Genomic DNA, 25328 nt, shown 5'->3' on the forward strand with positions numbered 1-25328 from the left:
GTCGCGACGGATTCGGGCCGGGAAGAGCCCTCGGGCGCGCGGGATGCGGGGGAAAGCCCCCGTATCAAGACGGCGGGACGCTCCAGTGCACCGGCACCCACGCACGGAGGAGTCTGTGACGTATGCCGAAGCAGCCCGGACAAGGCCTGGGAAGAGGGCCCGGAGACGGTAGCGGCTCGGGCGACAACACCGCGGACACCCGAAGAGAAACGGTCGCATCATGATGCTGCGCTACGCCCTGGGGACGATCAGACACCGCAAGGGGGGATTCCTCGGAGCACTGCTGGCCCTCATGTGCGCCGCCGCGCTCGTCACCGCCTGCGGCACCCTGCTGGAGACCGGCCTGCGTGGACGCATCGCGACCGAGCGCTACGCCGCGACCCCGCTCGTCGTCTCCGCGGACCAGAACGTCCATCGGACCACCGTCAAGCACAGGGGCAACGGGAAGACCAAGACCAAGCACAAGGCGAAGCCGGTCGCCGAACGCGCCTGGCTTCCCGCACGCGACGCCGACCGGCTCCGCGCGGTGGAGGGCGTGCGCGCGGTCGTACCCGAACTGACCTTCCTCGCCCAGCCGCTCGGCCTGCCCGGGGACGGCGGAGCGTCCGGTCCGCCGTCCTACGGCCACGCGTGGACATCCGCCGCGCTCACCCCGTTCGCCCTCACCTCGGGCCGCGCACCGGCCGCGGCGGACGACGTGGTGATCGACGGGGGCCTCGCCCGGCGGGCAGGACTGTCCGTCGGAGACCGGATCACCGTCCAGTCCACCCAGGCCCCTCGCACATACCGCGTCAGCGGCGTAGCGGCCCCGGAAGGCGGCGGCCGGCTCAAGGAGCAGACCTCGCTCTTCTTCTCCACCTCGGAGGCCGAGCGCCTCGCCGACCGCCCCGGCCAGGTCACCGCGTTCGGCGTGCTGCCCGCAGCCGGTACGGACCTGGGCAGCCTTGAGCAGCAGGTCACGCAGGCCCTCAAGGGAACGACCGCCCAGGTCGCCACGGGTGACGACCGGGGAGCGGTCGAGTTCCTGGACGCGGCGGGCGCCCGTGTGAAGCTCGTCTCCATGGGGGCGGCCATGGGCGGCACCTCGCTGCTGGTCGCCGTACTCGTCGTCGTCGGCACCTTCGCGCTCTCCATCCAGCAGCGCCACCGTGAACTGGCTCTGCTGCGCACCATCGCCGCCACCTCACGGCAGATCCGCCGGCTGCTCGGACGCGAGGCGCTGGTGGTCGGTGCCGTCGCCGGAGTGCTGGGCGCGCTGGCGGGGCTGCCGCTCGCCGGTTGGCTGCACGGTCGATTCATCGACACCGGGGCGGTCCCGGCGACGCTGGAGCGGACGGCAGGCATCTTCCCGGCCTGCGTCGCCCTGGCCGTCACCCTCATCGGCGCCTGGGCCGCCGCCCGGATCTCCGGCCGCCGCATCGCCGGGCTCCGCCCGGCCGAGGCCATGGCCGAAGCCGCGGTCGAGCGGGCCCGTCCCGCACGCCTGCGGACCGCCGCCGGTCTCGTCCTGCTCGTCGGCGGCGGCGTGCTGGTCGGCGTACTGAGCATCCTGCGTACAGAGGCCGCCTCGACCCCCGTCACCTTCCTCTCCGTGGTGATGCTGGCCACGTCGGTGTCGCTCCTGGGCCCCCACCTCGTACGGGCGGCCTCCGCCCTGCTGGGCCTGGTGATCCGGCCCACCGGGCCCATCGGGAAGCTGGCCAACTCGAACGTCCGCGGGAACTCCACCCGGATGGCCTCCGTCGTCACCCCGCTCACCCTGCTCATCGGCATGACCTGCACGGTGCTCTTCATCCAGCCGACCCTCGGGGGCGCCGCCCTGGCCCAGGCCCGGGAGGGCACCCGCGCGACCTGGGTGCTGGGCGCGCAGGGCCCCGGCGTCCCGGCCGCCGCCGTCGACGCGGTCCGCGCGACGCCCGGTGTCACCGCGGCTACGGAGATCGTCCGGACCACGGTCAGGGTCGGGCTCGACAAGTACCCGGCCCAGGGAGTCACCCCGGCCGGCCTCGCCCGCACCTGGGACCCCGAGGTGACGAGCGGTTCGCTCGCCGCGTTCACCGCCGACGCACATTCCGCCGCGATCAGTGAGCTCGCCGCCGACCAGCTCGGCCTCCACCCCGGCAGCAAGCTGGAGCTGCACCTCGGCGACGGGACACCCGCCACCCTCACGGTCGCCGCCGTCTACCACCGGGGCCTGGGCTTCGGGGATCTGACGCTGCCGCACGACTTGGTCGCCCGCCACATGGACAACCCCCTGGCCGCCACCGTCCTGGTGTCCGGAGACGCCTCCCGCAGCGAACTGACCGCCTCCGTAAGGAAGTTCCCCGGAATCGCGGTCCTGGCACCGGCCGCCGCCGACCGGCTCCAGGCGGAACAGCAGCAGAACAACGCCGAGGTCAACCTCCTCGCCATGGGGCTCGTCCTGGCCTTCACCGCCATCGCCGTGGTCAACACGCTCGCCATGTCGGTGTCCGAGCGCCTGAAGGAGTTCGCGCTGCTCCGGCTGGCCGGGGCGACACGCCGCCAGGTGCTGCGGATGCTCCGTATCGAGACCCTGTCGGTGCTGCTGATCGCCGCCGTTCTCGGCTCCGGAATCGCGCTCGCCGTACTGACCGCGTTCAGCATCGGGTTGACGGGCGGTGCGGCGCCCGCCGTTCTGCCGCTGGTGTACGCGACCGTGGTGGGCGCCGCGGCGCTGCTGGCCCTGACCGCCACGGCGCTGCCGGGCCGCATCGCGCTGAAGACCCGGCCGGTGGAAGCGGTCACGTCGGGTCAGTGAACGCGGCCCCCGTCACCCCGCCCGAGGCTCCCGGTCACACGTCGACCGGGAGCCCCGCCGCGCGCCAGGCCTGGAAGCCGCCCACCAGATCGGTTGCCCGGTACAGCCCGAGCCGGTGCAGCGACTCGACGGCGAGGCTCGACGCGTAGCCCTCGTTGCAGATCACCACGACCCGGAGACCGTGGCTCACCGCCTCCGCCGCGCGGTGGCTGCCTCGCGGGTCCAGCCGCCACTCCAGCTCATTGCGTTCGACGACCAGCGCCCCCGGGATCAGCCCGTCCCGCGCGCGCAGCTCCGCGTAGCGGATGTCGACGAGCAGGGCCCCGTCGGCGGCCGCCGCACTGGCCTCCTCGGGTCCGATCCGCTCGAACCCTGACCTGACCCGCTCCAGCAGCTCGTCTATCCCGACCTGTCGGGTGCCCTCCGGCCCCGTACCTTCGTGACCTTCGTTCGGTGCGTCGCTCACTGCCAGTCCTCCGGGATTTCGGTCTGTTCGAGGCGGAGTACCGCGTCCGTGCGGCTGTAGCGCCGGATCTGCGGGAGCGGGGGGTAGTACGCGTGGACGGAGACGGCGTGTTCGTCGGCGGACTCGTTGAGCACCTCGTGCACATGGTGCCTGCCGAAGGCCCTGCCCTGACCTGGCGTCAACTCCCGCGACCGGTCGATGCCCTCGGTCAGTTCGAGGGTCTTCCACCCGTCGGTGGGCAGTCGTGCCGCGAGCGAGTGCTCCTTGAGCGTGCCGCTCGCGGTGAGGAAGGCGCCGATCGAGTCGGCGTGGTCGTGCCAGCCGGTGCCGGTGCCGGGCGGCCAGCCGATCAGCCAGGCCTCACTGCCACCGGGCCCGTCGAGCCGGATCCAGGTGCGGCCCTCGGGGTCGAGCGGGAGCGAGGCGATGAGGCCGGCGTCCGAGGCGGTACGGCGGACGAAGTCGAGCAGTTCCGCAGCAGTCGGACCGGCGGGAGCGGACGGACCGGACGGACCGTTCGGACCGGAAGTGGGCGCGGGTACGGAGACAGGCAAAGCGGAGGCAGGCGCAGGGGCAGGCAAAGCGGAGGCAGACACAGGGGACCGTCCTGAGAGTTCGCGTGGATGTCCCGCCGTACGTCATGGCGTACGGCGGAGCAGGAGAAGGCGATTCAGCAGGACGGGCGACACACGCAGCCCGCATAGCGGAGCAGGTCCATATGGACCCTCCGCCACAGGCGCACATCGGTGTCGGTCATGTTCCGGAGTAGACCATGTGCGCCTGCGGCGGTCAATTGATGTCTGCGGTGCGGTCGGAGCGTTCGGAGGTGCGCACCGCACCGCCACGCGCCGCATTCGCTGCCGCGTGGAGCTCGGCGGGCCGTACCCCGCTGAACGACTCCACCAGGTGGCCGTCCGGCCTGACCAGCAGAACGGTGTGCGCGGAGGCCCCTGGATAGCTCTCCGTCACCAGCAGTTCGCCCTTCACCGGCAGGGCGTCCACCGCCTCGACGAGCCGGGGCATCACTCCAGCCCCCATCCAGTGCCGCCGGTCCCATACTCCAGTGCCGGGGGCCACCAGGACCACCAGCAGCCGCCCCTGCCCCAGCCGTTCCCGGAGCCGTACACGGGTGCCGTCCGGAGCCGTCACCCGTACATCGGAGACCGGCGCACCGGGGGGCGTACCCACTGACGTGTGCGCCTCGGCGCGCGAGGGCGCAAGGGGGGACAGCGAGTAGGAAGGGGGCGCACCGAGGGGGCCGCATCCCAGATGTCCGTCGGTGAGCAGTGAATCGTGCCCCCGTGCGCTCCCCGGGACCAGGGTCCGCAGCCCGCCGCCGCCCCGCAGTATCGGCAGTGACTGGTCGGCGGCGCGCAGCCGTGCGGCGACGGCGGCCCGGCGCTCGGCCTGGTAGCTGTCGAGCAGTACGTCGGACGCGCCGTGGTGCCAGGCCAGCGCCAGTTTCCAGGCCAGGTTCTCGGCGTCCCGCAGCCCCTCGTCCAGCCCCTGGGTGCCGAGCGCGCCCAGCAGATGGGCGGCGTCCCCGGCGAGGAACGCCCGCTTCACCCGCCACCGCAGGGCGAGCCGGTGGTGCAGCGTGTAGACACCGGTGTCCAGCAGCTCGTACGGGGGTGTCTCGCCGCACCAGCCCGCCAGGGTGTCCCGGACCCGGGCGACCAGTACGTCGGGCGTGACGAGCTCGCCACGCGGCGGCAGCAGCCAGTCAAGCCGCCAGACCCCGTCCGGCAGCGGCCGTGCGGTCACCTCGGCGCCACCGGAGCGCCACGGCGGCAGCCGGTGCAGTACGGCCTCGTCCGGCCAGGGCAGTTCGGTGCGCAGGGCGGCGACGGCATGCCGCTCCACCGCCGTACGCCCGGGGAACCGGATGTCGAGGAGCTTGCGCACGGTGGACCGGGCCCCGTCGCAGCCGACCAGATAGCTCCCGCGCCACCAGGTGGAGCCGGGTTCCCTGGTGTGCACGGTGACCCCGGCCGGGTCCTGCTCCAGCGTGTCTATCCGGCTGTGCCGTGCCGTCCGTACGAGGTCCTGCGCGGCCACCGCGTCCCGCAGTCCGCGCACCAGCGCGTGCTGCGGGATGTGGACGGGGGCGGCCGGCGAGTCCCCGGACTGCGCGTGGTCGCCTTCGCCGAGGGGAAGTTCGCGTACCAGCTGTTTGCGCCGCAGGGACCGCCAGCCGGACCAGCGAAGGCCCTCGTCCTGGAGCGTCTTGCAGCCGAGCCGCTCCAGGAGGGCCGCGGTGTCCTCGCGGAGCACCACCGTGCGGGCCGGCCGTGTTTCCTCCTTGCCGGGGTCCTCGTCGAGGAGCACGGAAGGCACCCCCTGAGCCGCGAGGGCGAGCGACAGCACCAGGCCGACCGGCCCGGCGCCGACGATGATCACCGGGTCCACGGCGCGGCCCCCGGAACGTGTGCGGCCGGACGCGTAGCGGCGGACGGGCGAAGCGGACGGGCCGGGGCGGCCCCGGAGGTCGGGGACGGCGGCGACGGGGATGCGGCGGCGTAGGGGGCTCGGGGCGCGATCACAGAACGTATGCAACCTACTGCCGGTGCTTGCGTCAAGTGACACCGGAACGCGGCGAGGGGCGGTGGCGCACGCGCCACCGCCCCTCGGGGACCTCTGTTGATCAGCCGTCAGACGGCGCGTCCGTCATCAATGTTGAGCGACGGCGCACCCACCGTCTCCAGGTCGCCCCCCGGGCCGGTGCCCACGATCGCGCCCGTGCTCTTCTTACCGCGCCGGAGCCACCGCTCCAGCCAGCTCGCGAAGGACGTCAGGGCGAAGTTCAGCGCGAGGTAGACCAGCGCGATGACCGTGAAACAGGCGATGGTGTTCGCCCCGTAGTTCGCGGACATCGGCCGGACCGAGGCCAGCAGCTCCGGGTAGCTGAGCACCGCGCCGCCGAGGGCGGTGTCCTTCACGATCACCACGAGCTGGCTGACGATGGCCGGCAGCATCGCGGTGACCGCCTGCGGCAGCAGCACGAAGACCATCGTCTGGCCCTTGCGCATGCCGATCGCCTTGGCCGCGTCCGTCTGCCCGCGGGGGAGCGTCAGGATGCCGGCGCGCACGATCTCGGCGAGCACCGAGGCGTTGTAGAGCACCAGACCCGTCACGACGGCGTACAGCAGACGCGTGTCGGGTTCGAGGTCGGCGTACTCGGAGTACATCGCGTTGGCGATGACCATCAGGAGCAGTACGGGGATGGCGCGGAAGAACTCCACGACCACGCCGCTCGGCACGCGCACCCACCGGTGGTCCGAGAGCCGCCCGATGCCGAACAGCGCGCCCAGCGGAAGAGCGATGATCAGAGCGAAGAAGGCGGCCTTGATCGTGTTCTGGAAGCCGGGCCAGATGTACGTCTCCCATGCCTGGGTGCCGGTCAGGAACGGCTTCCACTTGACCCAGTCGAGCTGGTGCTTCTCGGCGAGGCCTCCGTACACCCACCACACCACTGCCGCTGCGGCCAGTACGAAGAGGACGGTGTACAGGATGTTGCGCCGCTTGGCGCGGGGCCCCTGCGCGTCATAGAGGACGGAACTCATCGCTTCACCGCCACCTTCTTGGCGACCCAGCCGAGGATGAGGCCGGTCGGGAGGGTCAGGATGATGAAGCCGAGGACGAACACACCGGAGATCAGCAGCAGCTGGGCCTCGTTCTCGACCATTTCCTTCATCAGGTACGAGGCTTCCGCGACACCGATCGCCGCTGCGACCGTGGTGTTCTTCGTCAGTGCGATGAGTACGTTGGACAGCGGATTGACCACCGACCGGAACGCCTGCGGGAGCACGATCAGCCGGAGCACCTGGGTGAAGCTGAGCCCGAGTGCCCGGGCCGCCTCCGCCTGGCCGACGGGCACCGTGTTGATGCCCGAACGAAGGGCCTCGCACACGAACGACGCGGTGTAGACGACGAAGGCGAGCACCGCGAGCCGGAAGTTGATGACCTTGAAGTCGCCTCCGCCCCCGAGCGTGATCTGAAGGGTCTGGAAGAGGCCCAGCGAGGCGAAGACGATGATCACGGTCAGCGGAATGTTCCGGACCACGTTCACATAGCCGGTCGCGAAACCGCGCATCAGGGGGACCGGGCTGACCTTCATGCCGGCCAACAGCGTTCCCCATATGAGGGAGCCGAGGGCGGAGTAGACGGTGAGCTGCACCGTCACCCAGAACGCCCCGAGCAGGTCGTAACCATCAAGAAAGTCGAACACGATCTCCCGCGCTTCCGCGTGTAGAGGGCACGGCGCGCCGCTGTTCAGCGGCGGCGCGCCCGGTCAGCCCTGCTTCACTTGACGACGTTGCCGATCTTGGGGGCAGGCTCGTTCTTGTAGTTCGCCGGGCCGAAGTTGGCCTTCACGGCCTTCTCCCACGAACCGTCCGAGACCATCTTGGTCAGCGCGTCGTTGACCTTCTTCTTGAGGTCGGCGTCGCCCTTCTTCAGGCCGATGCCGTAGTTCTCGTTGGTCATCTTGAAGCCGGCCAGCTTGAACTTGCCCTTGTTGACGTCCTGCGAGGCGTAGCCGGCCAGGATGCTGTCGTCCGTGGTCAGCGCGTCAACGGCCTTGTTCTCCAGGCCGGTCAGGCACTCCGAGTAACCGCCGTACTCCTGCAGCTGGGCCTTCGGCGCCAGCGTGTCGTGGATGTTCTGCGCCGAGGTCGAGCCCGTGACCGAGCAGAGCTTCTTGTTGTTGAGGTCCTCGGGCTTCTTGATCGAGTCGTCGTCCGCGCGGACCAGGATGTCCTGGTGGGCCAGCAGGTACGGACCGGCGAAGTCGACCTTCTTCAGTCGCTCGTCGTTGATCGAGTAGGAGGCGACGATGAACTTGACGTCACCGCGCGAGATCGCCGTCTCGCGGTCGGCGCTCTTGGTCTCCTTGAACTCGATGTTCTTGGCGTCGTAGCCGAGTTCCTTGGCGACATATGTGGCGACGTCGACGTCGAAGCCGGTGAACTTGCCGTCCGGGGTCTTCAGCCCGATACCCGGCTGGTCGATCTTGACGCCGATGGTGATCTTCTTGCCGCCGCCCGAACCGGACGAGTCGTCCTTGTCGTCGGACCCACAGGCGGTGGCGGTCAGAGCGAGGGCGAGCACGGCGGCCGAGGCGGCAGTGACCTTACGAAGCTGCATGGTGAAATTCCCTAGAGTTGACGCGATGTGAGTGATCAGCCGGCCCTGAAACCGGCGCCGAAAGCTCCATCAGTGGTGAAGGATCTTCGACAGGAAGTCCTTGGCCCGGTCACTGCGCGGGTTGCTGAAGAACTGGTCGGGCGCGGCCTCTTCGACGATCTTCCCGTCCGCCATGAAGATGACCCGGTTCGCGGCGGAGCGGGCGAAGCCCATCTCATGGGTGACGACGACCATGGTCATGCCCTCGCGGGCGAGCTGCTGCATGACCTCCAGCACCTCGTTGATCATCTCCGGGTCGAGCGCGGAGGTCGGCTCGTCGAACAGCATGACCTTCGGGTCCATGGCCAACGCCCGTGCGATCGCCACGCGTTGCTGCTGACCGCCGGAGAGCTGCGACGGGTACTTGTCCGCCTGGGTCCCCACGCCCACCCGGTCGAGCAGCGAACGCGCCTTCTCCTCGGCCGCCTTCTTCTCCGTCTTGCGGACCTTGAGCTGGCCCAGCGTCACGTTCTCAAGCACCGTCTTGTGGGCGAAGAGATTGAACGACTGGAAGACCATGCCGACATCGGCACGCAGCCGCGCCAGCTCCTTGCCCTCCTCGGGCAGGGGCTTCCCGTCGATCGAGATCGCGCCCGAGTCGATCGTCTCCAAGCGGTTGATCGTGCGGCACAGCGTGGACTTCCCGGACCCCGAGGGCCCGATGACGACCACGACCTCGCCACTGGCGATCGTCAGGTCGATGTCCTGGAGCACATGCAGCGCGCCGAAGTGCTTGTTGACGTTGCTCAGCACGACCAGGTCGCCGCCGGCCGCGGGTGCAGCGTCCTCGGCGCCCTTGGTCACTGAAACTCCGCTCATCGGCTTTTTGCTCCGTCCTCCTCGGTTGGCAAGGACCTTAGTGACGCAGTGCGACCAGCGTCATTACATCTGAGCGGAAATTGAGCATAACGATCCGGCCGCAACCGGACACTCCGTGTGAACGGGACGTCACGCGGGCCGTCCGGGCGTACCGGGTGCATAACGGAAACATGGATGCAACCGGCAGGCACTTGACTGGCCCACCGGTCATCGGAGTGGATGCCTTGGTACACCCCGACGTGAAACGCCTCGATACGGGGAAGTGACCAGGGGCGTACGCGACCGCACCGACATCACATCCACCGGCACCACGACACTTACCGGCACCGTTATAAGTGTCGCCATAAGCACCGCGACTCCGGAGAGGGGGCCCATGAGACTGCTGCTCGTCGAGGACGACAACCACGTCGCCGCCGCCCTGTCCGCCATCCTCGGCCGGCACGGCTTCAAGGTGGTGCACGCCCGCAGCGGCGAGGAGGCACTCCAGGCCCTCCTCCCCACGGACGCCGAGCCCTTCGGAGTCGTACTCCTCGATCTCGGGCTGCCCGACCAGGACGGCTACGAGGTGTGCGGGAAGATCCGCAAGCGCAGTTCCGTACCGGTGATCATGGTGACCGCGCGGGCCGACGTCCGCTCGCGCATCCACGGGCTGAACCTCGGCGCGGACGACTACGTGACCAAGCCGTACGACACCGGCGAGCTGCTCGCCCGTATCCACGCCGTCAGCCGGCGCAAGCCCGCCGCCGAGGACACCGGTCCCACGCCCGTCGCCGCGCTGCGCCTGGGGCATGTGCACATTGAGCTGCCCACCCGGCGGGTCAGTGTCGACGGCAGCGAAGTCCAGCTCACCCGTAAGGAGTTCGACCTGCTCGCGCTCCTCGCGCAGCGGCCCGGTGTGGTGTTCCGCCGGGAGCAGATCATCAGCGAGGTCTGGCGCACGAGCTGGGAGGGGACGGGGCGCACGCTAGAGGTGCACGTGGCCTCCCTGCGCGCCAAGCTGCGGCTGCCCGCGCTGATCGAGACCGTGCGCGGGGTCGGCTACCGCCTCGTCGCCCCGTCCGCGTAGAGGCATACGTCTCCGGTGCGTACCAGGCTGCTTCCGCTGCTCATCGTCCTCATGGCGAGTGTCCTGCTCGCGCTCGGCTTCCCGCTGGCCGTCAGTGTGGCCGCCGCCCAGCAGCAGGGCGTGGTGATCGACCGGATCGACGACACGGCACGCTTCGCCGCGCTCGCCCAGTTCATCACCGAGCGCACCAACGGCTACGACGAGCGGCAGCGCACCCTCCAGACCGAACTGGAGACGTACGACTCGGTGTACGGCATCCGGGCGGGTGTCTTCTACCGCGACGACTCCGCGATGGCGAAGGCCCCTGCCGACTGGCGGCTGCCGGTCGAGGGCGAGGGCCGCGAGGCGTTCAAGGAGGCGCTGCTCGGCCGCCGCAGCCACGATCCGCCGCAGGTCTGGCCCTGGCAGGACGGCCGGGTGGTCGTCGCCTCACCCGTCGTGCGCGACGGCGACGTGGTCGCGGTCGTCGTCATCGACTCGCCCACCGCGCAGATGCGTTCCGACACCCTGCGCGGCTGGCTGCTGATCGCGGCGGGTGAGGTGGTCGCGATGCTGGTGGCCGTCGGTGCGGCGATCCGGCTCACCGGCTGGGTCCTGCTCCCGGTGCGGACCCTGGACGTGGCCGCCCACGACATCGCCAGCGGCCGGATGCGGTCCCGGGTGGCGGCCTCCGGCGGACCGCCGGAACTCAGGCGGCTGGCCCGGTCGTTCAACGAGATGGCCGACAACGTCGAGGACGTGCTGGAGCAGCAGCGCGCCTTCGTCGCGGACGCCTCGCACCAGTTGCGCAATCCGCTGGCCGCGCTGCTGCTCCGGATCGAGCTGCTCGCCCTGGAACTCCCGGAGGGCAACGAGGAGATCGCCTCGGTGCGCACGGAGGGAAAGCGCCTCGGCCAGGTCCTCGACGATCTGCTCGACCTGGCCCTGGCCGAACACGCCGCGGCCGATCTCCAGCTCACCGACATCGGCGCCCTCACGGCCGAACGCGTGCTCTCCTGGCGTCCGGTGGCCGAGGAGAAGGGGGTCAGGCTCCGGACGGACGGCACCCCCGCCGTCACCGCCTGGGCGGACCCCATAGCCCTGTCCAGCGCACTCGACGCCATCATCGACAACGCGCTCAAGTTCACCCCCGCGGACGAGGAGGTCAGGGTCACGGTCGCCACCGCCGGCGCGTGCGTCACGGTCGCCGTCGCGGACCGCGGGCCCGGCCTCACCGAGCAGGAGCTGGAGCGCGTCGGAGACCGCTTCTGGCGCAGCTCGCAGCACCAGAACGTACGGGGTTCCGGCCTGGGCCTCTCCATCTCGAAGGCGCTCCTGGCCGCGAGCCGAGGCACCATCGCCTACGAACGCCACGAACCGCACGGGCTACGGGTGACGGTGTCCGTGCCCCGCAACGGGCCGCACGGCTGAGCGGACCGTGCGAGGCCGACCGAGCGGACCGCACGGCGGCCCCGTCCGGTGGACTCAGGGCTTGACCGAGCGGTAGTAGCGCTTGGCCCCTTCGTGCAGCGGCAGCGGATCGGTGTAGATCGCGGTCCGCAGGTCCACCAGCTGCGCGGCGTGCACCTCACGCCCGATGCGGTCCCGGCTGTCGATCACGGTCCGGGTGAAGGCCTCGGTCATCGCCGCGTCCGTACGGTCGGTGGTCACCAGCACGTTGGCGACCGCCACGGTCGGCACGGCCTGGCCCTGCTGGGCGTTGCGGTAGGCGTCCGCGGGCATCACGGCCGAGCGGTAGTAGCGGGTGGAGCCGCCCGCCGCCTGGAGCTGCTTGATCAGCGGGGCCTCCAGCGGGATCAGCCGGATCGCGAGCCGGTCGGAGAGGTCCGCCACCGCGGTGGTCGGCAGCCCCCCGGACCAGAAGAACGCGTCGAGCTTGCCGTCCTTGAGCAGCTTCGGCATGGTGTCGATGCCCGCCGGCACCGCCGTCACGTCCTTGACGGGGTCCAGCCCGGCGGCCGTCATCAGCCGGTCCGCGACCAGCCGCACCCCGGAGCCCGGCTGGCCGACCGCGACCTTCTTGCCGCGCAGGTCGGAGACCGTACGGATCTCCGAGCCCCGGTCCACCACCAGCTGTATGTAGTCGTCGTAGAGCCGGACACAGCCACGCAGCCGCTCGGCGCCCGGCTTCCGGTCCCGCAGATAGGTGGCCACGGCGTCGGTGGTCGCGATGGTGAAATCGGCCTTGCCCGTCGCCACCCGGGCGATGTTCTGCTGAGATCCCTCGCTGGTCTGCAGCTCTATGGACACATCGGGCAGATCCTTGGCCAGCGCGCCCTTCAGCCGCTCGCCGTACCGCTGGTAGACGCCGCTGCGGACGCCGGTGCTGAACGACAGGCTCCCGGTCGGCGTGGAGTCCCCGAGCGGGAACAGCCACCACAGGAGCAGCCCGAGCACGACGACGAGGGCGGCGCCCGCCCGCAGGGAACGACGCCGGCCGATTCGGGACAGAGCCGCCGGGAGCATGGCGGCGATCCTGCCAGGTGGTTCCCGGCCCTGGCCAGGGGTGCCGTCGGATCTCCCACCCGGCGAGCGCCCGGCGACGGCCCAGCGATCGCCCGGCGGAGGGCCGGCGGGCGGCCGGGGAACCGTCCGGGAACCGCCCGCGACGGGAGGTGTCCGGGCAGCGCCTACCCTTGTCGCATGAGCAGCGGCAACCGGAGCGAAGCAGTGGACGTCAGAAAAAGCTACGAGGTGCGCACCTACGGGTGCCAGATGAACGTCCACGACTCCGAGCGGCTGTCGGGTCTGCTGGAGGACGCCGGCTACGTACGGGCGCCCGAGGGCTCCGACGGGGACGCCGATGTCGTCGTCTTCAACACCTGCGCGGTGCGGGAGAACGCCGACAACAAGCTCTACGGCAACCTCGGCCGGCTCGCTCCGATGAAGACGAAGCGCCCCGGGATGCAGATCGCCGTCGGCGGCTGCCTCGCCCAGAAGGACCGGGACACCATCGTCGAGCGCGCCCCCTGGGTCGACGTCGTCTTCGGTACGCACAACATCGGCAAGCTGCCCGTGCTGCTGGAGCGCGCCCGTATCCAGGAGGAGGCGCAGATCGAGATCGCCGAGTCCCTGGAGGCGTTCCCCTCGACGCTCCCCACCCGTCGCGAGTCCGCGTACGCGGCCTGGGTCTCCATCTCCGTCGGCTGCAACAACACCTGCACCTTCTGCATCGTCCCGGCCCTGCGCGGCAAGGAGAAGGACCGCCGGACCGGCGACATCCTGGCCGAGATCGAGGCCCTGGTCGCCGAGGGCGTCTCCGAGATCACTCTGCTCGGCCAGAACGTCAACGCCTACGGCTCCGACATCGGCGACCGCGAGGCGTTCTCCAAGCTGCTGCGCGCCTGCGGGCGGATCGAGGGCCTGGAGCGGGTCCGCTTCACCTCTCCGCACCCGCGCGACTTCACCGACGACGTGATCGCGGCCATGGCCGAGACGCCGAACGTGATGCCGCAGCTGCACATGCCGATGCAGTCCGGCTCCGACACGATCCTCAAGGCCATGCGGCGCTCCTACCGGCAGGAACGCTTCCTCGGCATCATCGAGAAGGTGCGGGCCGCGATGCCCGACGCCGCGATCTCCACCGACATCATCGTCGGCTTCCCCGGGGAGACCGAGGAGGACTTCGAGCAGACGATGCACGCGGTCCGCGAGGCGCGCTTCGCCAACGCCTTCACCTTCCAGTACTCCAAGCGGCCCGGAACCCCGGCCGCAGACATGGAGGGGCAGATCCCCAAGGAGGTCGTCCAGGAGCGGTACATGCGCCTGTCCGTCCTCCAGGAGGAGATCTCCTGGTCGGAGAACAAGAAGCAGGTCGGCCGCACGCTGGACGTCATGGTCGCGGAGGGCGAGGGCCGCAAGGACGGCGCGACCCACCGGCTCTCCGGCCGCGCCCCCGACAACCGCCTCGTGCACTTCACCAAGCCGGCGCAGGACGTGCGCCCCGGTGACGTGGTGACCGTCGAGATCAGCTACGCCGCTCCGCACCACCTGCTCGCGGAGGGCGCACCCCTCGCCGTGCGGCGCACCCGGTCCGGGGACGCCTGGGAGAAGCGCAACGCCGCGGCGGCCGCCAAGCCCGCCGGTGTGATGCTGGGCCTCCCCGGGATCGGCGCCCCGGCCCCGCTGCCCGCCGCCTCGGCCCCGGGCTGCGGCTGCGACTGACCGGAACGGGCAGGCGTCAGCAACACGGCGGCCGACGGGCCGGGCGGCACGTGATCGCGTAGCCAGTACGCTGCCCCTCATGCTTGTCGCCGCCGCCGTGTGCCCCTGTCCGCCCCTGCTGGTCCCCGACGTCGCCGCCGGCGCCGCGCCGGAGCTCGATGCCGCGAGGACCGCCTGCACCGACGCACTGGGTGTGCTGGCCGCCTCCCGGCCCGATCTGCTGATCGTGGTCGGCCCGGCCGGCACCGCGGGCCGCGGCACCCATCCCGAGGGCGCAACCGGCTCCTTCGCGGAGTTCGGCGTCGATCTCGCGGTACGGCTCGGGCGGGACCTGGGGCCGGTGGCCGAGCGGCCGCTCCCGGCCTCGCTCGCCGTCGGTGCCTGGCTGCTGGCCCGTACCGGGTGGGCGGACGCGCCGGTCGAGGGGCTGGGCGTGGGGGAGCCGCTGGAGACCGCCCGCTGTACGGAGACCGGCCGCGCGCTGGCCGGCCGGGCGGACCGGGTGGCGATGCTGGTGATGGGTGACGGCAGCGCCTGCCGCACCCTCAAGGCCCCGGGCTACCTGGACGAGCGCGCCACCGCGTTCGACGCGGCGGCCTCGCGCGCGCTGGGCGCGGCGGACACCGACGCGCTGACCGAACTGGACGAGGCGCTCGCGTACGAGCTGAAGGCCGCGGGCCGCGCGCCCTGGCAGGTGCTCGCGGGGGCCGCGCAGGGCGCCGGTCTCGACGGCCGGCTGCTGTACGACGACGCGCCCTACGGCGTGGGCTACCTGGTCGCCGCCTGGTCCTGATTCCGCATTCCGCATCCGTATTCCGCGACGGCTCCGGCCGAACGGAATCCGGCGCACACACGGCCCTGGCCGGTCCGCCGGGGCGCACGACGGCGCACGACGGCCGCGGAGCGATGCGCTCCGCGGCCGTCACGGTGTCCTGCCGGACCGGGGTCAGGAAGCGGGCGGGGTGGTGCCCCCGTCCTTGTGGGACAGCTTCTCCACCGCGTCCTTGGCCTTCTGCGTGCCGGACACGATCTTGTCGCTGTACTTGCCCTTGGTCTTCTCGTCCACCGTCCGCGCGGCCTTGTCGAGCCCCTGGTCGATCTTGCCCCCGTGCTGCTGCGCGAGGTCGCTGACCTTGTCCTTGGCCGGGCTCAGCTTCGCCTTCAAATTGTCCATGAAGCCCATCGGACACCTTCTCTGCTGGGGGAGTGCGTGTGTGCGTCTTCTCTCCGGACCGGGTACCCCGCCGTGCTGCCGCGCAGTCACCGCCGCGATACCTGCTGTCGTGGCGGGGACGGAAACCCGAACCATGAGAAAACGCCCATATGTACCCGACATTTTACCTGACGGGGTGTCCGGACGCGTCGCGGTCCCCGGCCACCCCGTCGGCCATTCGGAACGGGCCTCCGGGTTTGCGAGACTGTGCCAGTGAGAAGCCCAGCTCCCGCACCGCGGGTCATCGCCGTCGTCGGTCCCACCGCAGCCGGAAAGTCCGACCTGGGGGTGTTCCTCGCCCAGCAGCTCGGGGGCGAAGTCGTCAACGCCGACTCCATGCAGCTCTACCGGGGGATGGACATCGGCACCGCGAAGCTGACCCTGGAGGAACGCGCCTCCGTCCCGCACCTGCTGCTGGACATCTGGGACGTGACCGAGGCCGCCAGCGTCGCCGAGTACCAGCGCCTCGCCCGCGCCGAGATCGACCGGCTGCTCGCCGAGGGCCGCACCCCGGTCCTGGTGGGCGGCTCCGGGCTCTACGTGAAGGGCGCGATCGACGCCCTGGAGTTCCCCGGCACGGATCCCGGCATCCGGGCCGCGCTGGAGGCGGAGCTGGCGGAGCGGGGCTCCGGCGCGCTGCACGACCGGCTCGTCGCGGCGGACCCGGAGGCGGGCCGCGCCATCCTGCCGAGCAACGGGCGGCGCATCGTGCGGGCCCTCGAAGTCATCGAGATCACCGGCAAGCCCTTCACGGCGAACCTCCCCGGTAACGATGCGGTCTACGACACCGTCCAGATCGGCGTCGACGTGGCCCGCCCCGAACTCGACGAGCGCATCGCCCGGAGGGTCGACCGGATGTGGGACGCGGGGCTGGTCGACGAGGTGCGCGCGCTGGAGGAGCGGGGGCTGCGCGAGGGGCGCACCGCCTCCCGCGCGCTCGGCTACCAGCAGGTGCTCGCCGCGCTGGCCGGGGAGTGCACGCAGGACGAGGCGCGCGCCGAGACCGTACGCGCCACCAAACGGTTCGCGCGCCGGCAGGACTCCTGGTTCCGCCGCGACCCGCGCGTCCACTGGCTGAGCGGCGCCGCCGAGCACCGCGGAGAACTCCCGCGCCAGGCGCTGGCGTTGATCGAACGAGCGGTCACAGCCTGATCACGTGATTGCATCGGGAAGCCCTGCCCGTCAGTTCGGCCGGTCGCGGCGTGCCATCATCGAGCATCGATCGACCAGTGGAGTCCGAGTTGGGAGGGCGCGTGGCGATGGAGGCCGGCCCTCGCGACACAGAACATGACGCACCGGACACGCAGCACGAGGCAGGAAGCTTGAGCCCCGACGGGCCCGATGAGCTCGATGTGACCCCCGAGGTCCAGGTCGAGCTCCGCCCCGCCCGCCGGCTGCGTATCTGGCAGCTCGCGCCGATCGTCACGCTCGCCGCGATGGGATCGCTGATGTTCGCCTTCCCGCTCGCCTTCGAGTTCGGTGACGGCGGCGCGGTCGTCGCCATGCTGGGACTGCTGATCAGCTGCTGCGCCGCGGGCTGGGGCATGATGGCCGCCCGCCGCGTCGGACACACCTGGCCCGGCCTGCCGTCCAGGGGCTCGGGGGAGCGCCCGGACTGGCGGGTGATCGTGCTGTACGTCGCGGTGTGCGCGGCACTGGTCACGCTGGCGGTGTGGCGCGTGGCCCGGCTGCGTTCCTGATACGCCGACCTGCCCGTACTCCGTGTGGGCGGGGGTTTCCGGCGTTGTCGGCGCCACCTCGTACAGTTGTCCCGTGACCACTTCGCAGATCGACTTCCTCAAGGGCCACGGCACCGAGAACGACTTCGTGATCCTTCCGGACCCGGACAACGCCCTCGACCTGACCGCCTCCGTCGTGGCCGGGCTCTGCGACCGCCGGGCGGGCATCGGCGGGGACGGGCTGCTGCACGTCGTGCGGTCCGCCGCCCACCCCGAGGCGCGGGCCATGGCGGACGAGGCCGAGTGGTTCATGGACTACCGCAACGCGGACGGCTCGATCGCCGAGATGTGCGGCAACGGCGTACGGGTCTTCGCCCGCTACCTCCAGCGCTCCGGATCGGTCGAGGAGGGCGATCTCGCGGTCGCCACCCGAGGCGGCGTGAAGAACGTGCACCTGGCCAAGGACGGCGACGTCACCGTCTCCATGGGCCGCGCGCGGCTGCCGGCCGACGGAGTCACGGTCACCGTCGGGAGCCGCAGCTGGGACGCCCGCAACGTGAAGATGGGCAACCCGCACGCCGTCGCCTTCGTCGCGGATCTGGCGCACGCCGGTGATCTGTTCGCCGAGCCGTCCTTCGGCCCGGCCGAGGTCTACCCCGACGGCGTCAACATCGAGTTCGTCGTGGACCGGGGCCCCCGCCACGTCGCCATGCGCGTTCATGAGCGCGGCTCGGGCGAGACCCGGTCCTGTGGCACGGGCGCCTGCGCCGTGGCCGTCGCCGCGGCCCGCCGGGACGCCGCAGATCCCGCGCTGACCGGCACCCCGGTCACGTACACCGTCGACCTGCCGGGCGGCACGCTGGTGATCACCGAGCACCCGGACGGCGAGATCGAGATGACCGGACCGGCCGTGATCGTCGTGCAGGGCACGATCGATCCGGCCTGGCTCGAAACGCTGAACGGATAGCGCTTCGCTCGAATGGGTGATCCGTTTCACGCTGGGCGAGAGCCGGACTCCGCCACGTGGTGGGGTCGGTAGCATCAAGCACCGGCCCGGAGGCGCGACCGCACCTTTCCACCGCCGGTCGACGTCGCCGGAGGTGCCCCATGAGCGCAGAGGCCACCAACCCAGGTGCTCCCATCCGCAGGCGGGGCCGTCCCCGGATCGACCTCCGCAGACTGGGCCGGGTCGCCCTGCTCGGCCCGGTCTCCCGGGACCGGCTGCCGGACGCCATCGGTCATGTGGCAGAGGCGCACCGGGCCCACCATCCCGACGCCGATCTCACCGTGCTGCGCCGGGCCTACCTCCTGGCGGAGACCTCGCACCGCGGGCAGATGCGCAAGAGCGGCGAGCCGTACATCACCCACCCGCTGGCGGTCACCCTGATCCTCGCGGAACTCGGCGCGGAGACCACGACGCTGACGGCGTCACTGCTCCACGACACGGTCGAGGACACGGAGGTGACCCTCGACCAGGTGGGGGAGCAGTTCGGCGACGAGGTCCGTTATCTGGTCGACGGCGTCACCAAACTGGAGAAGGTCGATTACGGCGCGGCCGCCGAGCCCGAGACCTTCCGCAAGATGCTGGTGGCCACCGGGGACGACGTCCGGGTGATGTCGATCAAGCTCGCGGACCGGCTGCACAACATGCGCACGCTCGGCGTGATGCGCCCCGAGAAACAGGCCCGGATCGCCAAGGTCACCCGCGACGTGCTGATCCCGCTCGCGGAACGGCTCGGTGTCCAGGCGCTCAAGACCGAGCTTGAGGATCTCGTCTTCGCGATCCTCCACCCCGAGGAGTACGCGCGCACCCACGCCGTGATCTCCGCCGCCACCGGCGGGGCGGACCCGCTGGCCGCCATCGCGGAGAACGTCGCCTCCGTACTGCGGGAGGCCGGTATCACCGCCGAAGTCCTCGTCAGGCCGCGCCACTTCGTCTCTGTCCACCGGGTCAGCATCAAACGCGGTGAGCTGCGCGGCACCGACTTCGGACGGCTGCTGGTGCTCGTCGGGGAAGACGCCGACTGCTATGCCGTCCTCGGCGAGCTGCACACCTGCTTCACCCCGGTGATCTCCGAGTTCAAGGACTTCATCGCGGCCCCCAAGTTCAACCTGTACCAGTCGCTGCACACCGCCGTGGTGGGCCCGGAGGGCGAGGTCGCGGAAGTCCTCATCCGCACCCACCGGATGCACAAGGTGGCCGAGGCCGGTGTGATCGCCCTCGGCAATCCGTACGCCGCGGACAGCGGTGCGCAGAGCGCGGAGCCCGCCGACGGCGAACGGGCGGACCCGACCCGGCCCGGCTGGCTGTCCCGGCTCCTGGAGTGGCAGCAGTCCGCCACCGACCCCGATACCTTCTGGACCACGCTCCGCGCCGACCTCGCCCAGGACCGCGAGATCACCGTCTTCCGCACCGACGGCGGCACGCTCGGCCTGCCCGCGGGCGCCAGCTGCGTGGACGCCGCCTACGCGCAGTACGGGGACGCCGCGCACCGCTGCATCGGCGCCCGGGTGAACGGCCGGCTGGCCACGCTCGGCACCGCGCTCGGCGACGGCGACACCGTACAGCTGCTCCTGGCGGAGGACGCCGCCTCCGGGCCCTCGCCCGGCTGGCTGGACCACGCCAGGACGCCCACCGCCCGGATCGCGATCACCGGCTGGCTGGACGCCCACCCGCAGGACGCGGACACCGCGCCCGGCAACGCGGCCGCGGACCCCAGGCCCGGACCGCAGCCCGCGCCGCCCGGAGCGGAGGGCGCCGGCGGCCGCGCCGCGAGGGCCCTGGTCGACCGGCCGGACGCCACCGTACGGCTGGCCGGCTGCTGCACCCCCGTACCGCCCGACGACGTCACCGGATTCACGGTGCGCGGCGGTGCCGTCGCCGTCCACCGGCTGGCCTGTCCGGCGGCGGCCCGCATGGAGGCCGTCGGCCGGGTACCGGTGGCGGTGAGCTGGGGCGACGCCTCCGAATGCCGGGTGACGCTGGTCGCGGAGTCGTTCGGACGGCCCCGGCTGCTGGCCGACCTCACCGAGGCGATCGCCGGGGCGGACGCGGCGATCGTCTCCGCCACCGTCGAACCGCCCAGCGAACAACGGGTGCGGCACACCTACACCCTGCAACTCCCCGACGCCGCCGCGCTGCCCTCGCTGATGCGCGCCATGCGTGACGTACCGGGGGTGTACGACGTGAGCCGCGCCCAGCACCCGGCCGCCGTCCTCTGACCGGGCGGGGGCCTTTCTCTGACGGGGCGCCTCCGGACCCGCCCGGGCGCCCGGCACCGTCCGCCACCCCGGATCTCGTTCGAGTGGCGTGGCGCGCGCCGTCCCGTGGCGGGCGGGCGGCGCTGGTAGCCGTAGTGCATGCCGTTCCTCTCCCGCCGCCTGCGGGCCGCTCTGCTGGCCACCGCATCGGCCACTCTCGTCGCCGCTACCCTGCCCGCACCGGTGCCGCTCGGCATCGGTGACCCGCTCTTCCCCCACCTCGGCAACCCCGGATACGACGTACTCGCCTACGACATCGGCCTCGACTACCGGGGCGGCAACAACGAGCCGCTCGAAGCCGTCACCACGATCGACGCGCGCACGACCGGCCCGCTGGACCGGATCAACCTCGACTTCACCCGGGGCACCGTGCACTCCGTCTCCGTCAACGGGCTGCGCGCCGACTTCGCCGTAGAGGACGAGGACCTGATCGTCGAACCGCCCGGCCGGCTCCCGGCCGGCGTGCCGCTGCGGATCACCGTCCGGCACACCAGTGATCCCGGCGGCGAACGGAACAGCGGTGGCTGGGTGCGGACGGCCGACGGGCTCGCCATGGCCAACCAGGCCGATGCCGGGCACCGGGTCTTCCCCAGCAACGACCACCCGTCCGACAAGGCGTACTTCACCTTCCGGATCACCGCCCCCGACGACCGGACGGTGGTGGCCAACGGGATCCGCACCGGACGCGCCCGGCACGGCGGCCGCACCACCTGGACCTACCGCACCGAACACCCGATGGCCACCGAACTCGCCCAGGTCAGCATCGGGAAGTCCGCGGTCGTGCGGCGGACCGGACCGCACCGGCTGCCGGTCCGCGACGTCGTGCCGGCCGCCGACCGGAAGCGGCTGGAACCGTGGCTGAGCAAGACCCCCGGTCAGCTGGAATGGATGGAGAAGCAGGTCGGCCGCTACCCCTTCGAGAACTACGGCGTGCTGATCGTGGACACCGACACCGGCTTCGAGCTGGAGACCCAGACCCTGTCGCTCTTCGAACGCCGGCTGTTCACGGACCCCGGCTTCCCCGAGTGGTACGTGGACTCGGTCATGGTCCACGAGCTGGCCCACCAGTGGTTCGGTGACAGCGTCTCGCCGCAGGCCTGGTCCGACCTCTGGCTCAACGAGGGACACGCCAGCTGGTACGAGGCGCGCTACGCGGACGAGCACGGCGGCAGGAAGCTCGAACGCCGGATGCGCGACGCCTACACCTACTCCGACACCTGGCGCGCCGACGGCGGCCCGCCCGCGCGCCCGGACGCACCGGCACCCGGCAAGAAGATCAGCCTGTTCCGGCCGGTGGTCTACGACGGCAGCGCGCTGGTCCTGTACGCGCTCCGCCAAGAGATCGGCCACAGCGCCTTTGACCTGCTGGAACGGCTCTGGGTCCGCAAGCACCGCGATGCCAACGCCGCCACGGCGGACTTCATCCGGCTGGCGTCCCAGGTCGCCGGACGCGACCTGAGCACGTTCTTCGACGGCTGGCTGTACGGGAAGACCACGCCGCCGATGCCCGGCCACCCGGACTGGCACAGCACAGCACCCGCGGGGGCCGGGAAACCCGCGTGACGGGCCGGGCGCTCCGTGCGACTATCGACGGGTCGCCGCGGCGGCCGGACCGGAGCGCTCCCCGTGCGGGAATCATCCGGGTAGGTGACGCGTTGTGACTGTTGCAGATCACTCGTATCGACGTAAGGATCCAATGACCTCCTCTTCTTCCCTTCCCCAGGACGCGCAGGACGCGCAGAGCGCCACGGAGAACGCCACCGAGAGCCTCAACGAGCCCCTTCGGGCCGACGCCCTGATGGAAGAGGACGTCGCCTGGAGCCACGAGATCGACGGAGAGCGCGACGGCGAACAGCTCGACCGCTCCGAGCGCGCCGCACTGCGGCGCGTGGCGGGACTCTCCACCGAGCTTGAGGACGTCACCGAGGTCGAATACCGGCAGCTGCGCCTGGAGCGCGTGGTGCTGGTGGGCGTCTGGACCTCGGGCACCGTGCACGACGCGGAGATTTCCCTCGCAGAGCTGGCGGCCCTCGCGGAGACGGCCGGAGCCCAGGTGCTCGACGCCGTCTTCCAGCGCCGTGACAAGCCCGACGCCGCCACCTACATCGGTTCGGGCAAGGCGCTGGAGCTGCGCGACATCGTCCTCGAATCCGGGGCCGACACCGTCGTCTGCGACGGTGAGCTCAGCCCCGGACAGCTGATCCACCTGGAGGACGTCGTCAAGGTCAAGGTGGTCGACCGGACCGCCCTGATCCTCGACATCTTCGCCCAGCACGCCAAGTCCCGTGAGGGCAAGGCGCAGGTCTCACTGGCACAGATGCAGTACATGCTGCCGCGTCTGCGCGGCTGGGGTCAGTCGCTGTCCCGTCAGATGGGCGGCGGCGGTTCCAGCGGCGGTGGCGGCATGGCCACCCGTGGTCCCGGTGAGACCAAGATCGAGACGGACCGGCGCCGGATCCGCGAGAAGATGGCGAAGATGCGCCGGGAGATCGCGGAGATGAAGACCGGCCGCGAGATCAAGCGCCAGGAACGCAAGCGCAACAAGGTGCCTTCGGTCGCGATCGCGGGCTACACCAACGCAGGGAAGTCCTCCCTGCTCAACCGGCTGACCGGTGCGGGCGTGCTGGTGGAGAACTCGCTGTTCGCCACCCTCGACCCGACCGTGCGCCGGGCCGAGACGCCGAGCGGCCGGATCTACACCCTGGCCGACACCGTCGGGTTCGTACGGCACCTGCCGCACCACCTCGTCGAGGCGTTCCGCTCCACCATGGAGGAGGTCGGTGAATCCGACCTGATCCTGCATGTGGTGGACGGCTCGCACCCGGTGCCGGAGGAGCAGCTGGCCGCCGTGCGTGAGGTGATCCGCGAGGTGGGCGCGGTCGACGTGCCCGAGATCGTGGTGATCAACAAGGCGGACGCCGCGGATCCGCTGGTGCTCCAGCGGTTGCTGCGCATCGAGAAGCACGCCATCGCGGTATCGGCCCGGACCGGCGCCGGTATCGACGAGCTGCTCGCGCTCATCGACGCCGAACTGCCGCGGCCCTCGGTCGAGATCGAGGCGCTCGTGCCGTACACCCAGGGCGGCCTGGTCTCCCGGGTGCACGCCGAGGGCGAGGTGATCTCCGAGGAACACCTGGCGGAGGGCACCCTGCTCAAGGCGCTGGTGCACGAGGAACTCGCTGCGGAGCTCTCCACGTTCGTGGCCGTGGCGCACTGACCACGGCGCACTGACCGCGGCGCGGTAGCGCACAGGCCGACGGCCCGCCCCCGTACAGGGAGCGGGCCGTCGGTCTTTCGCCGTGCGGGGTCGTCACTGACCGCTGAATTTGTCGCTCATCATCGTGAAGATCTGCTCTGCGCCCTGGCCCAGGTGGGGCCCGGCCAGCCAGCCCGAAGTCACCGGGCCGATGGAGGTGTTGGAGACCAGCGCCAACTTGCCGTCGTCACCCTCGCTGAACCAGCCACCGCCGGACGAACCGCCCGTCATGGTGCAGCCGATGCGGTACATCGTGGGGGTGGCGGGGCTGATGGAGAGCCGGCCGGGGCGGTCGACGCACTTGTGCATGATCAGGCCGTCGTACGGCGGAGCGGCCGGGTAGCCCCAGGCGCCCATCGCGCTGATCTGCTTGGCCTCCGGGGCGTCGAAGTTGACCGCCAGGGCGTTGCCCACGGTCTCCTCAAGGGACTTGGTGCCCTTCTCCGGCTTCACGTGCAGCACCGCGTAGTCGTACGGCGCGCCCTCGCCGCCGGTGGGGCCGCCGTCGGCCAACCACTCGCCGGAGGTCGTGGCCCAGTCGGCCCAGTAGGCGCCGTACGGGGCGATCTCCTGCGGCTGTGCGTTCTGCAGCGCGGAGGCGTCCTTGCCCTGGTCGTTGTATGCGGGAACGAAGATGATGTTGCGGTACCAGCCGCCCTCGGAACCGGCGTGGACGCAGTGGCCGGCGGTCCACACCAGGTTGGACCTGCCCGGGTTCTTCGGGTCCTTGACGACCGTGCCCGAGCAGACCATGTGGCCCTTGGGGGAGTCGAAGAACACCTTGCCGACCGGGGCCGCGAAGTTGTGGTACGGCGTCTTCTCGCGCTCGGCCGTGACCGGCTTCGGCTCGGGGTCGCTGACGCCCTGGTCGCCCGAGAAGTCGCCGGCGGACATGGTCTTGGCCGGGTCCTTGGCGGACTTCATCCGGTCGGGCTTCCACAGCCCGTCGATGACCGGGTTCACGAAGTCCTTGGCCTCATGCAGCCACTTGTCCTTGTCCCAGTTCTTCCACTCGCCGTTCTTCCACTTCTCCGGGTCGACGCCGTGCTTCTTCAGCGTGTCGGCCAGACCGGCGGACAGACCGCCGTCACTGGCGCCGGCACTGGCGGACTCGGTGGCGGCGGGCTTGTCGGCTGCCTGGTCCTCGCTCGGACCGCAGGCCGTGGCGGTCAGCGCCAGAGCGGCGACAAGACCGGTGGCCGCGAGCAGCGGACGTATGGATCGCATGGAAAAGATTCCCCCTGAAATCAAAAAATGGCATGAGCGTGTCATGCGAACGCCGGTCGGACCGGCTGTCGGAGATGATGCGGACCACCCTATGCGGCCCGAGCCGAGGCTCTGCCCGAGCCAGGTTCTGCCCCAGTCGAGGTTCTGCCGCACCGAGACTCTGTCCGAGCCGGGAGGCGCTGACCGGCCGTCACCCGCGACTGTGCGGGTGACG

At 71.0% G+C, this 25328-nt stretch carries 22 protein-coding genes; 11 read left to right on the forward strand and 11 right to left on the reverse strand.

Going from position 1 to position 25328, the window contains the following annotated elements:
• Positions 1-220: 220 nt before the first annotated feature.
• Entirely contained in the window at positions 221-2779 is a 2559-nt protein-coding gene (locus ACFVQ0_RS27520; RefSeq protein WP_390091886.1) for an FtsX-like permease family protein, read from the forward strand.
• Positions 2780-2813: 34 nt separating this feature from the next.
• Here the strand turns inward: ACFVQ0_RS27520 and ACFVQ0_RS27525 are convergent, their stop codons facing one another.
• From ACFVQ0_RS27525 to ACFVQ0_RS27560, 8 genes are all read right to left on the reverse strand, one after another.
• A complete protein-coding gene (locus ACFVQ0_RS27525; RefSeq protein ID WP_390091887.1) occupies positions 2814-3245 on the reverse strand; it encodes a rhodanese-like domain-containing protein in 432 nt (143 codons plus the stop codon).
• Positions 3242-3799, reverse strand: a complete 558-nt coding sequence (locus ACFVQ0_RS27530; RefSeq protein WP_390091888.1) for a cysteine dioxygenase — start codon at positions 3797-3799, stop codon at positions 3242-3244. Before ACFVQ0_RS27530 ends, ACFVQ0_RS27525 begins: the two co-directional genes overlap by 4 nt.
• A gap of 116 nt (positions 3800-3915) precedes the next feature.
• The gene (locus ACFVQ0_RS27535) at positions 3916-4002 is read right to left on the reverse strand and encodes a putative leader peptide (RefSeq protein ID WP_311307652.1); all 87 of its coding nucleotides are present in this window, start codon (positions 4000-4002) and stop codon (positions 3916-3918) included.
• Positions 4003-4034: 32 nt separating this feature from the next.
• Positions 4035-5654 carry an FAD-dependent monooxygenase gene (locus ACFVQ0_RS27540; protein ID WP_390091889.1) on the reverse strand — a complete coding sequence of 540 codons (1620 nt, stop codon included), beginning with the start codon at positions 5652-5654 and terminating at the stop codon, positions 4035-4037.
• 242 nt (positions 5655-5896) lie between these two features.
• Complete coding sequence (locus ACFVQ0_RS27545; RefSeq protein ID WP_390091890.1) at positions 5897-6808, reverse strand: amino acid ABC transporter permease; 912 nt, start codon at positions 6806-6808, stop codon at positions 5897-5899.
• Positions 6805-7473: an amino acid ABC transporter permease gene (locus tag ACFVQ0_RS27550; protein WP_311302866.1), complete on the reverse strand. Its 669-nt coding sequence runs from the start codon at positions 7471-7473 to the stop codon at positions 6805-6807. The genes ACFVQ0_RS27545 and ACFVQ0_RS27550 overlap by 4 nt, the downstream gene beginning before the upstream one ends.
• Before the next feature lie 74 nt (positions 7474-7547).
• Entirely contained in the window at positions 7548-8390 is an 843-nt protein-coding gene (locus tag ACFVQ0_RS27555; protein WP_390091891.1) for a glutamate ABC transporter substrate-binding protein, read from the reverse strand.
• Positions 8391-8459: 69 nt separating this feature from the next.
• Complete coding sequence (locus tag ACFVQ0_RS27560; RefSeq protein ID WP_390091892.1) at positions 8460-9248, reverse strand: amino acid ABC transporter ATP-binding protein; 789 nt, start codon at positions 9246-9248, stop codon at positions 8460-8462.
• A gap of 373 nt (positions 9249-9621) precedes the next feature.
• Here ACFVQ0_RS27560 and ACFVQ0_RS27565 point away from each other — a divergent pair, with 373 nt between their 5' ends.
• Positions 9622-10314, forward strand: coding sequence for a response regulator transcription factor (locus ACFVQ0_RS27565; protein ID WP_390091893.1), 693 nt, complete (start codon positions 9622-9624; stop codon positions 10312-10314).
• A 15-nt stretch (positions 10315-10329) separates the two neighbouring features.
• On the forward strand, positions 10330-11724 hold the full coding sequence (locus ACFVQ0_RS27570) for an ATP-binding protein (protein WP_390091894.1): 1395 nt from the start codon (positions 10330-10332) through the stop codon (positions 11722-11724).
• A 54-nt stretch (positions 11725-11778) separates the two neighbouring features.
• Here ACFVQ0_RS27570 and ACFVQ0_RS27575 read toward each other — a convergent pair whose 3' ends face one another.
• Positions 11779-12780 (reverse strand): TAXI family TRAP transporter solute-binding subunit, encoded by a 1002-nt coding sequence (locus ACFVQ0_RS27575; RefSeq protein ID WP_390091895.1) that lies wholly within the window; start codon positions 12778-12780, stop codon positions 11779-11781.
• A gap of 177 nt (positions 12781-12957) precedes the next feature.
• Between ACFVQ0_RS27575 and miaB the strand changes: the two genes are divergently transcribed.
• Together miaB and ACFVQ0_RS27585 are read left to right on the forward strand one after the other, a co-directional pair.
• The gene (gene miaB, locus ACFVQ0_RS27580) at positions 12958-14478 is read left to right on the forward strand and encodes a tRNA (N6-isopentenyl adenosine(37)-C2)-methylthiotransferase MiaB (RefSeq protein WP_390091896.1); all 1521 of its coding nucleotides are present in this window, start codon (positions 12958-12960) and stop codon (positions 14476-14478) included.
• Positions 14479-14557: 79 nt separating this feature from the next.
• Entirely contained in the window at positions 14558-15271 is a 714-nt protein-coding gene (locus ACFVQ0_RS27585; RefSeq protein ID WP_390091897.1) for a class III extradiol dioxygenase subunit B-like domain-containing protein, read from the forward strand.
• A gap of 153 nt (positions 15272-15424) precedes the next feature.
• On the opposite strand, the gene ACFVQ0_RS27590 is transcribed toward ACFVQ0_RS27585, so the two are convergent.
• A complete protein-coding gene (locus ACFVQ0_RS27590) occupies positions 15425-15661 on the reverse strand; it encodes an antitoxin (RefSeq protein WP_390091898.1) in 237 nt (78 codons plus the stop codon).
• A 243-nt stretch (positions 15662-15904) separates the two neighbouring features.
• Between ACFVQ0_RS27590 and miaA the strand changes: the two genes are divergently transcribed.
• From miaA to hflX, 6 genes are all read left to right on the forward strand, one after another.
• Positions 15905-16843: a tRNA (adenosine(37)-N6)-dimethylallyltransferase MiaA gene (gene miaA, locus ACFVQ0_RS27595; RefSeq protein ID WP_390091899.1), complete on the forward strand. Its 939-nt coding sequence runs from the start codon at positions 15905-15907 to the stop codon at positions 16841-16843.
• Between the two features lie 107 nt (positions 16844-16950).
• Entirely contained in the window at positions 16951-17391 is a 441-nt protein-coding gene (locus tag ACFVQ0_RS27600; RefSeq protein WP_390092048.1) for a hypothetical protein, read from the forward strand.
• A 73-nt stretch (positions 17392-17464) separates the two neighbouring features.
• Complete coding sequence (gene dapF / locus ACFVQ0_RS27605; protein ID WP_390091900.1) at positions 17465-18337, forward strand: diaminopimelate epimerase; 873 nt, start codon at positions 17465-17467, stop codon at positions 18335-18337.
• A 140-nt stretch (positions 18338-18477) separates the two neighbouring features.
• Positions 18478-20592, forward strand: coding sequence for a RelA/SpoT family protein (locus ACFVQ0_RS27610; RefSeq protein WP_390091901.1), 2115 nt, complete (start codon positions 18478-18480; stop codon positions 20590-20592).
• Positions 20593-20730: 138 nt separating this feature from the next.
• Positions 20731-22194 (forward strand): M1 family metallopeptidase, encoded by a 1464-nt coding sequence (locus ACFVQ0_RS27615; protein ID WP_390091902.1) that lies wholly within the window; start codon positions 20731-20733, stop codon positions 22192-22194.
• A 133-nt stretch (positions 22195-22327) separates the two neighbouring features.
• A complete protein-coding gene (hflX, locus tag ACFVQ0_RS27620) occupies positions 22328-23848 on the forward strand; it encodes a GTPase HflX (protein WP_390091903.1) in 1521 nt (506 codons plus the stop codon).
• Between the two features lie 93 nt (positions 23849-23941).
• On the opposite strand, the gene ACFVQ0_RS27625 is transcribed toward hflX, so the two are convergent.
• Entirely contained in the window at positions 23942-25114 is a 1173-nt protein-coding gene (locus ACFVQ0_RS27625; RefSeq protein WP_390091904.1) for a trypsin-like serine peptidase, read from the reverse strand.
• Between the last annotated feature and the right edge of the window lie 214 nt (positions 25115-25328).

Source organism: Streptomyces sp. NPDC057900, assembly GCF_042887885.1.
Lineage (GTDB): Bacteria > Actinomycetota > Actinomycetes > Streptomycetales > Streptomycetaceae > Streptomyces.

Bases quoted from the DNA above. Each gene is read 5' to 3' on its own strand.
- ACFVQ0_RS27520 (WP_390091886.1), top strand. From the start codon at position 221: ATGATGCTGCGCTACGCCCTGGGGACGATCAGACACCGCAAGGGGGGA.
- ACFVQ0_RS27535 (WP_311307652.1), bottom strand. From the start codon at position 4,002: ATGACCGACACCGATGTGCGCCTGTGGCGGAGGGTCCATATGGACCTG.
- ACFVQ0_RS27545 (WP_390091890.1), bottom strand. From the start codon at position 6,808: ATGAGTTCCGTCCTCTATGACGCGCAGGGGCCCCGCGCCAAGCGGCGC.
- ACFVQ0_RS27555 (WP_390091891.1), bottom strand. From the start codon at position 8,390: ATGCAGCTTCGTAAGGTCACTGCCGCCTCGGCCGCCGTGCTCGCCCTC.
- ACFVQ0_RS27560 (WP_390091892.1), bottom strand. From the start codon at position 9,248: ATGAGCGGAGTTTCAGTGACCAAGGGCGCCGAGGACGCTGCACCCGCG.
- ACFVQ0_RS27565 (WP_390091893.1), top strand. From the start codon at position 9,622: ATGAGACTGCTGCTCGTCGAGGACGACAACCACGTCGCCGCCGCCCTG.
- ACFVQ0_RS27575 (WP_390091895.1), bottom strand. From the start codon at position 12,780: ATGCTCCCGGCGGCTCTGTCCCGAATCGGCCGGCGTCGTTCCCTGCGG.
- miaB (WP_390091896.1), top strand. From the start codon at position 12,958: ATGAGCAGCGGCAACCGGAGCGAAGCAGTGGACGTCAGAAAAAGCTAC.
- ACFVQ0_RS27585 (WP_390091897.1), top strand. From the start codon at position 14,558: ATGCTTGTCGCCGCCGCCGTGTGCCCCTGTCCGCCCCTGCTGGTCCCC.
- ACFVQ0_RS27590 (WP_390091898.1), bottom strand. From the start codon at position 15,661: ATGGGCTTCATGGACAATTTGAAGGCGAAGCTGAGCCCGGCCAAGGAC.
- ACFVQ0_RS27600 (WP_390092048.1), top strand. From the start codon at position 16,951: ATGGAGGCCGGCCCTCGCGACACAGAACATGACGCACCGGACACGCAG.
- ACFVQ0_RS27610 (WP_390091901.1), top strand. From the start codon at position 18,478: ATGAGCGCAGAGGCCACCAACCCAGGTGCTCCCATCCGCAGGCGGGGC.
- ACFVQ0_RS27615 (WP_390091902.1), top strand. From the start codon at position 20,731: ATGCCGTTCCTCTCCCGCCGCCTGCGGGCCGCTCTGCTGGCCACCGCA.
- hflX (WP_390091903.1), top strand. From the start codon at position 22,328: ATGACCTCCTCTTCTTCCCTTCCCCAGGACGCGCAGGACGCGCAGAGC.
- ACFVQ0_RS27625 (WP_390091904.1), bottom strand. From the start codon at position 25,114: ATGCGATCCATACGTCCGCTGCTCGCGGCCACCGGTCTTGTCGCCGCT.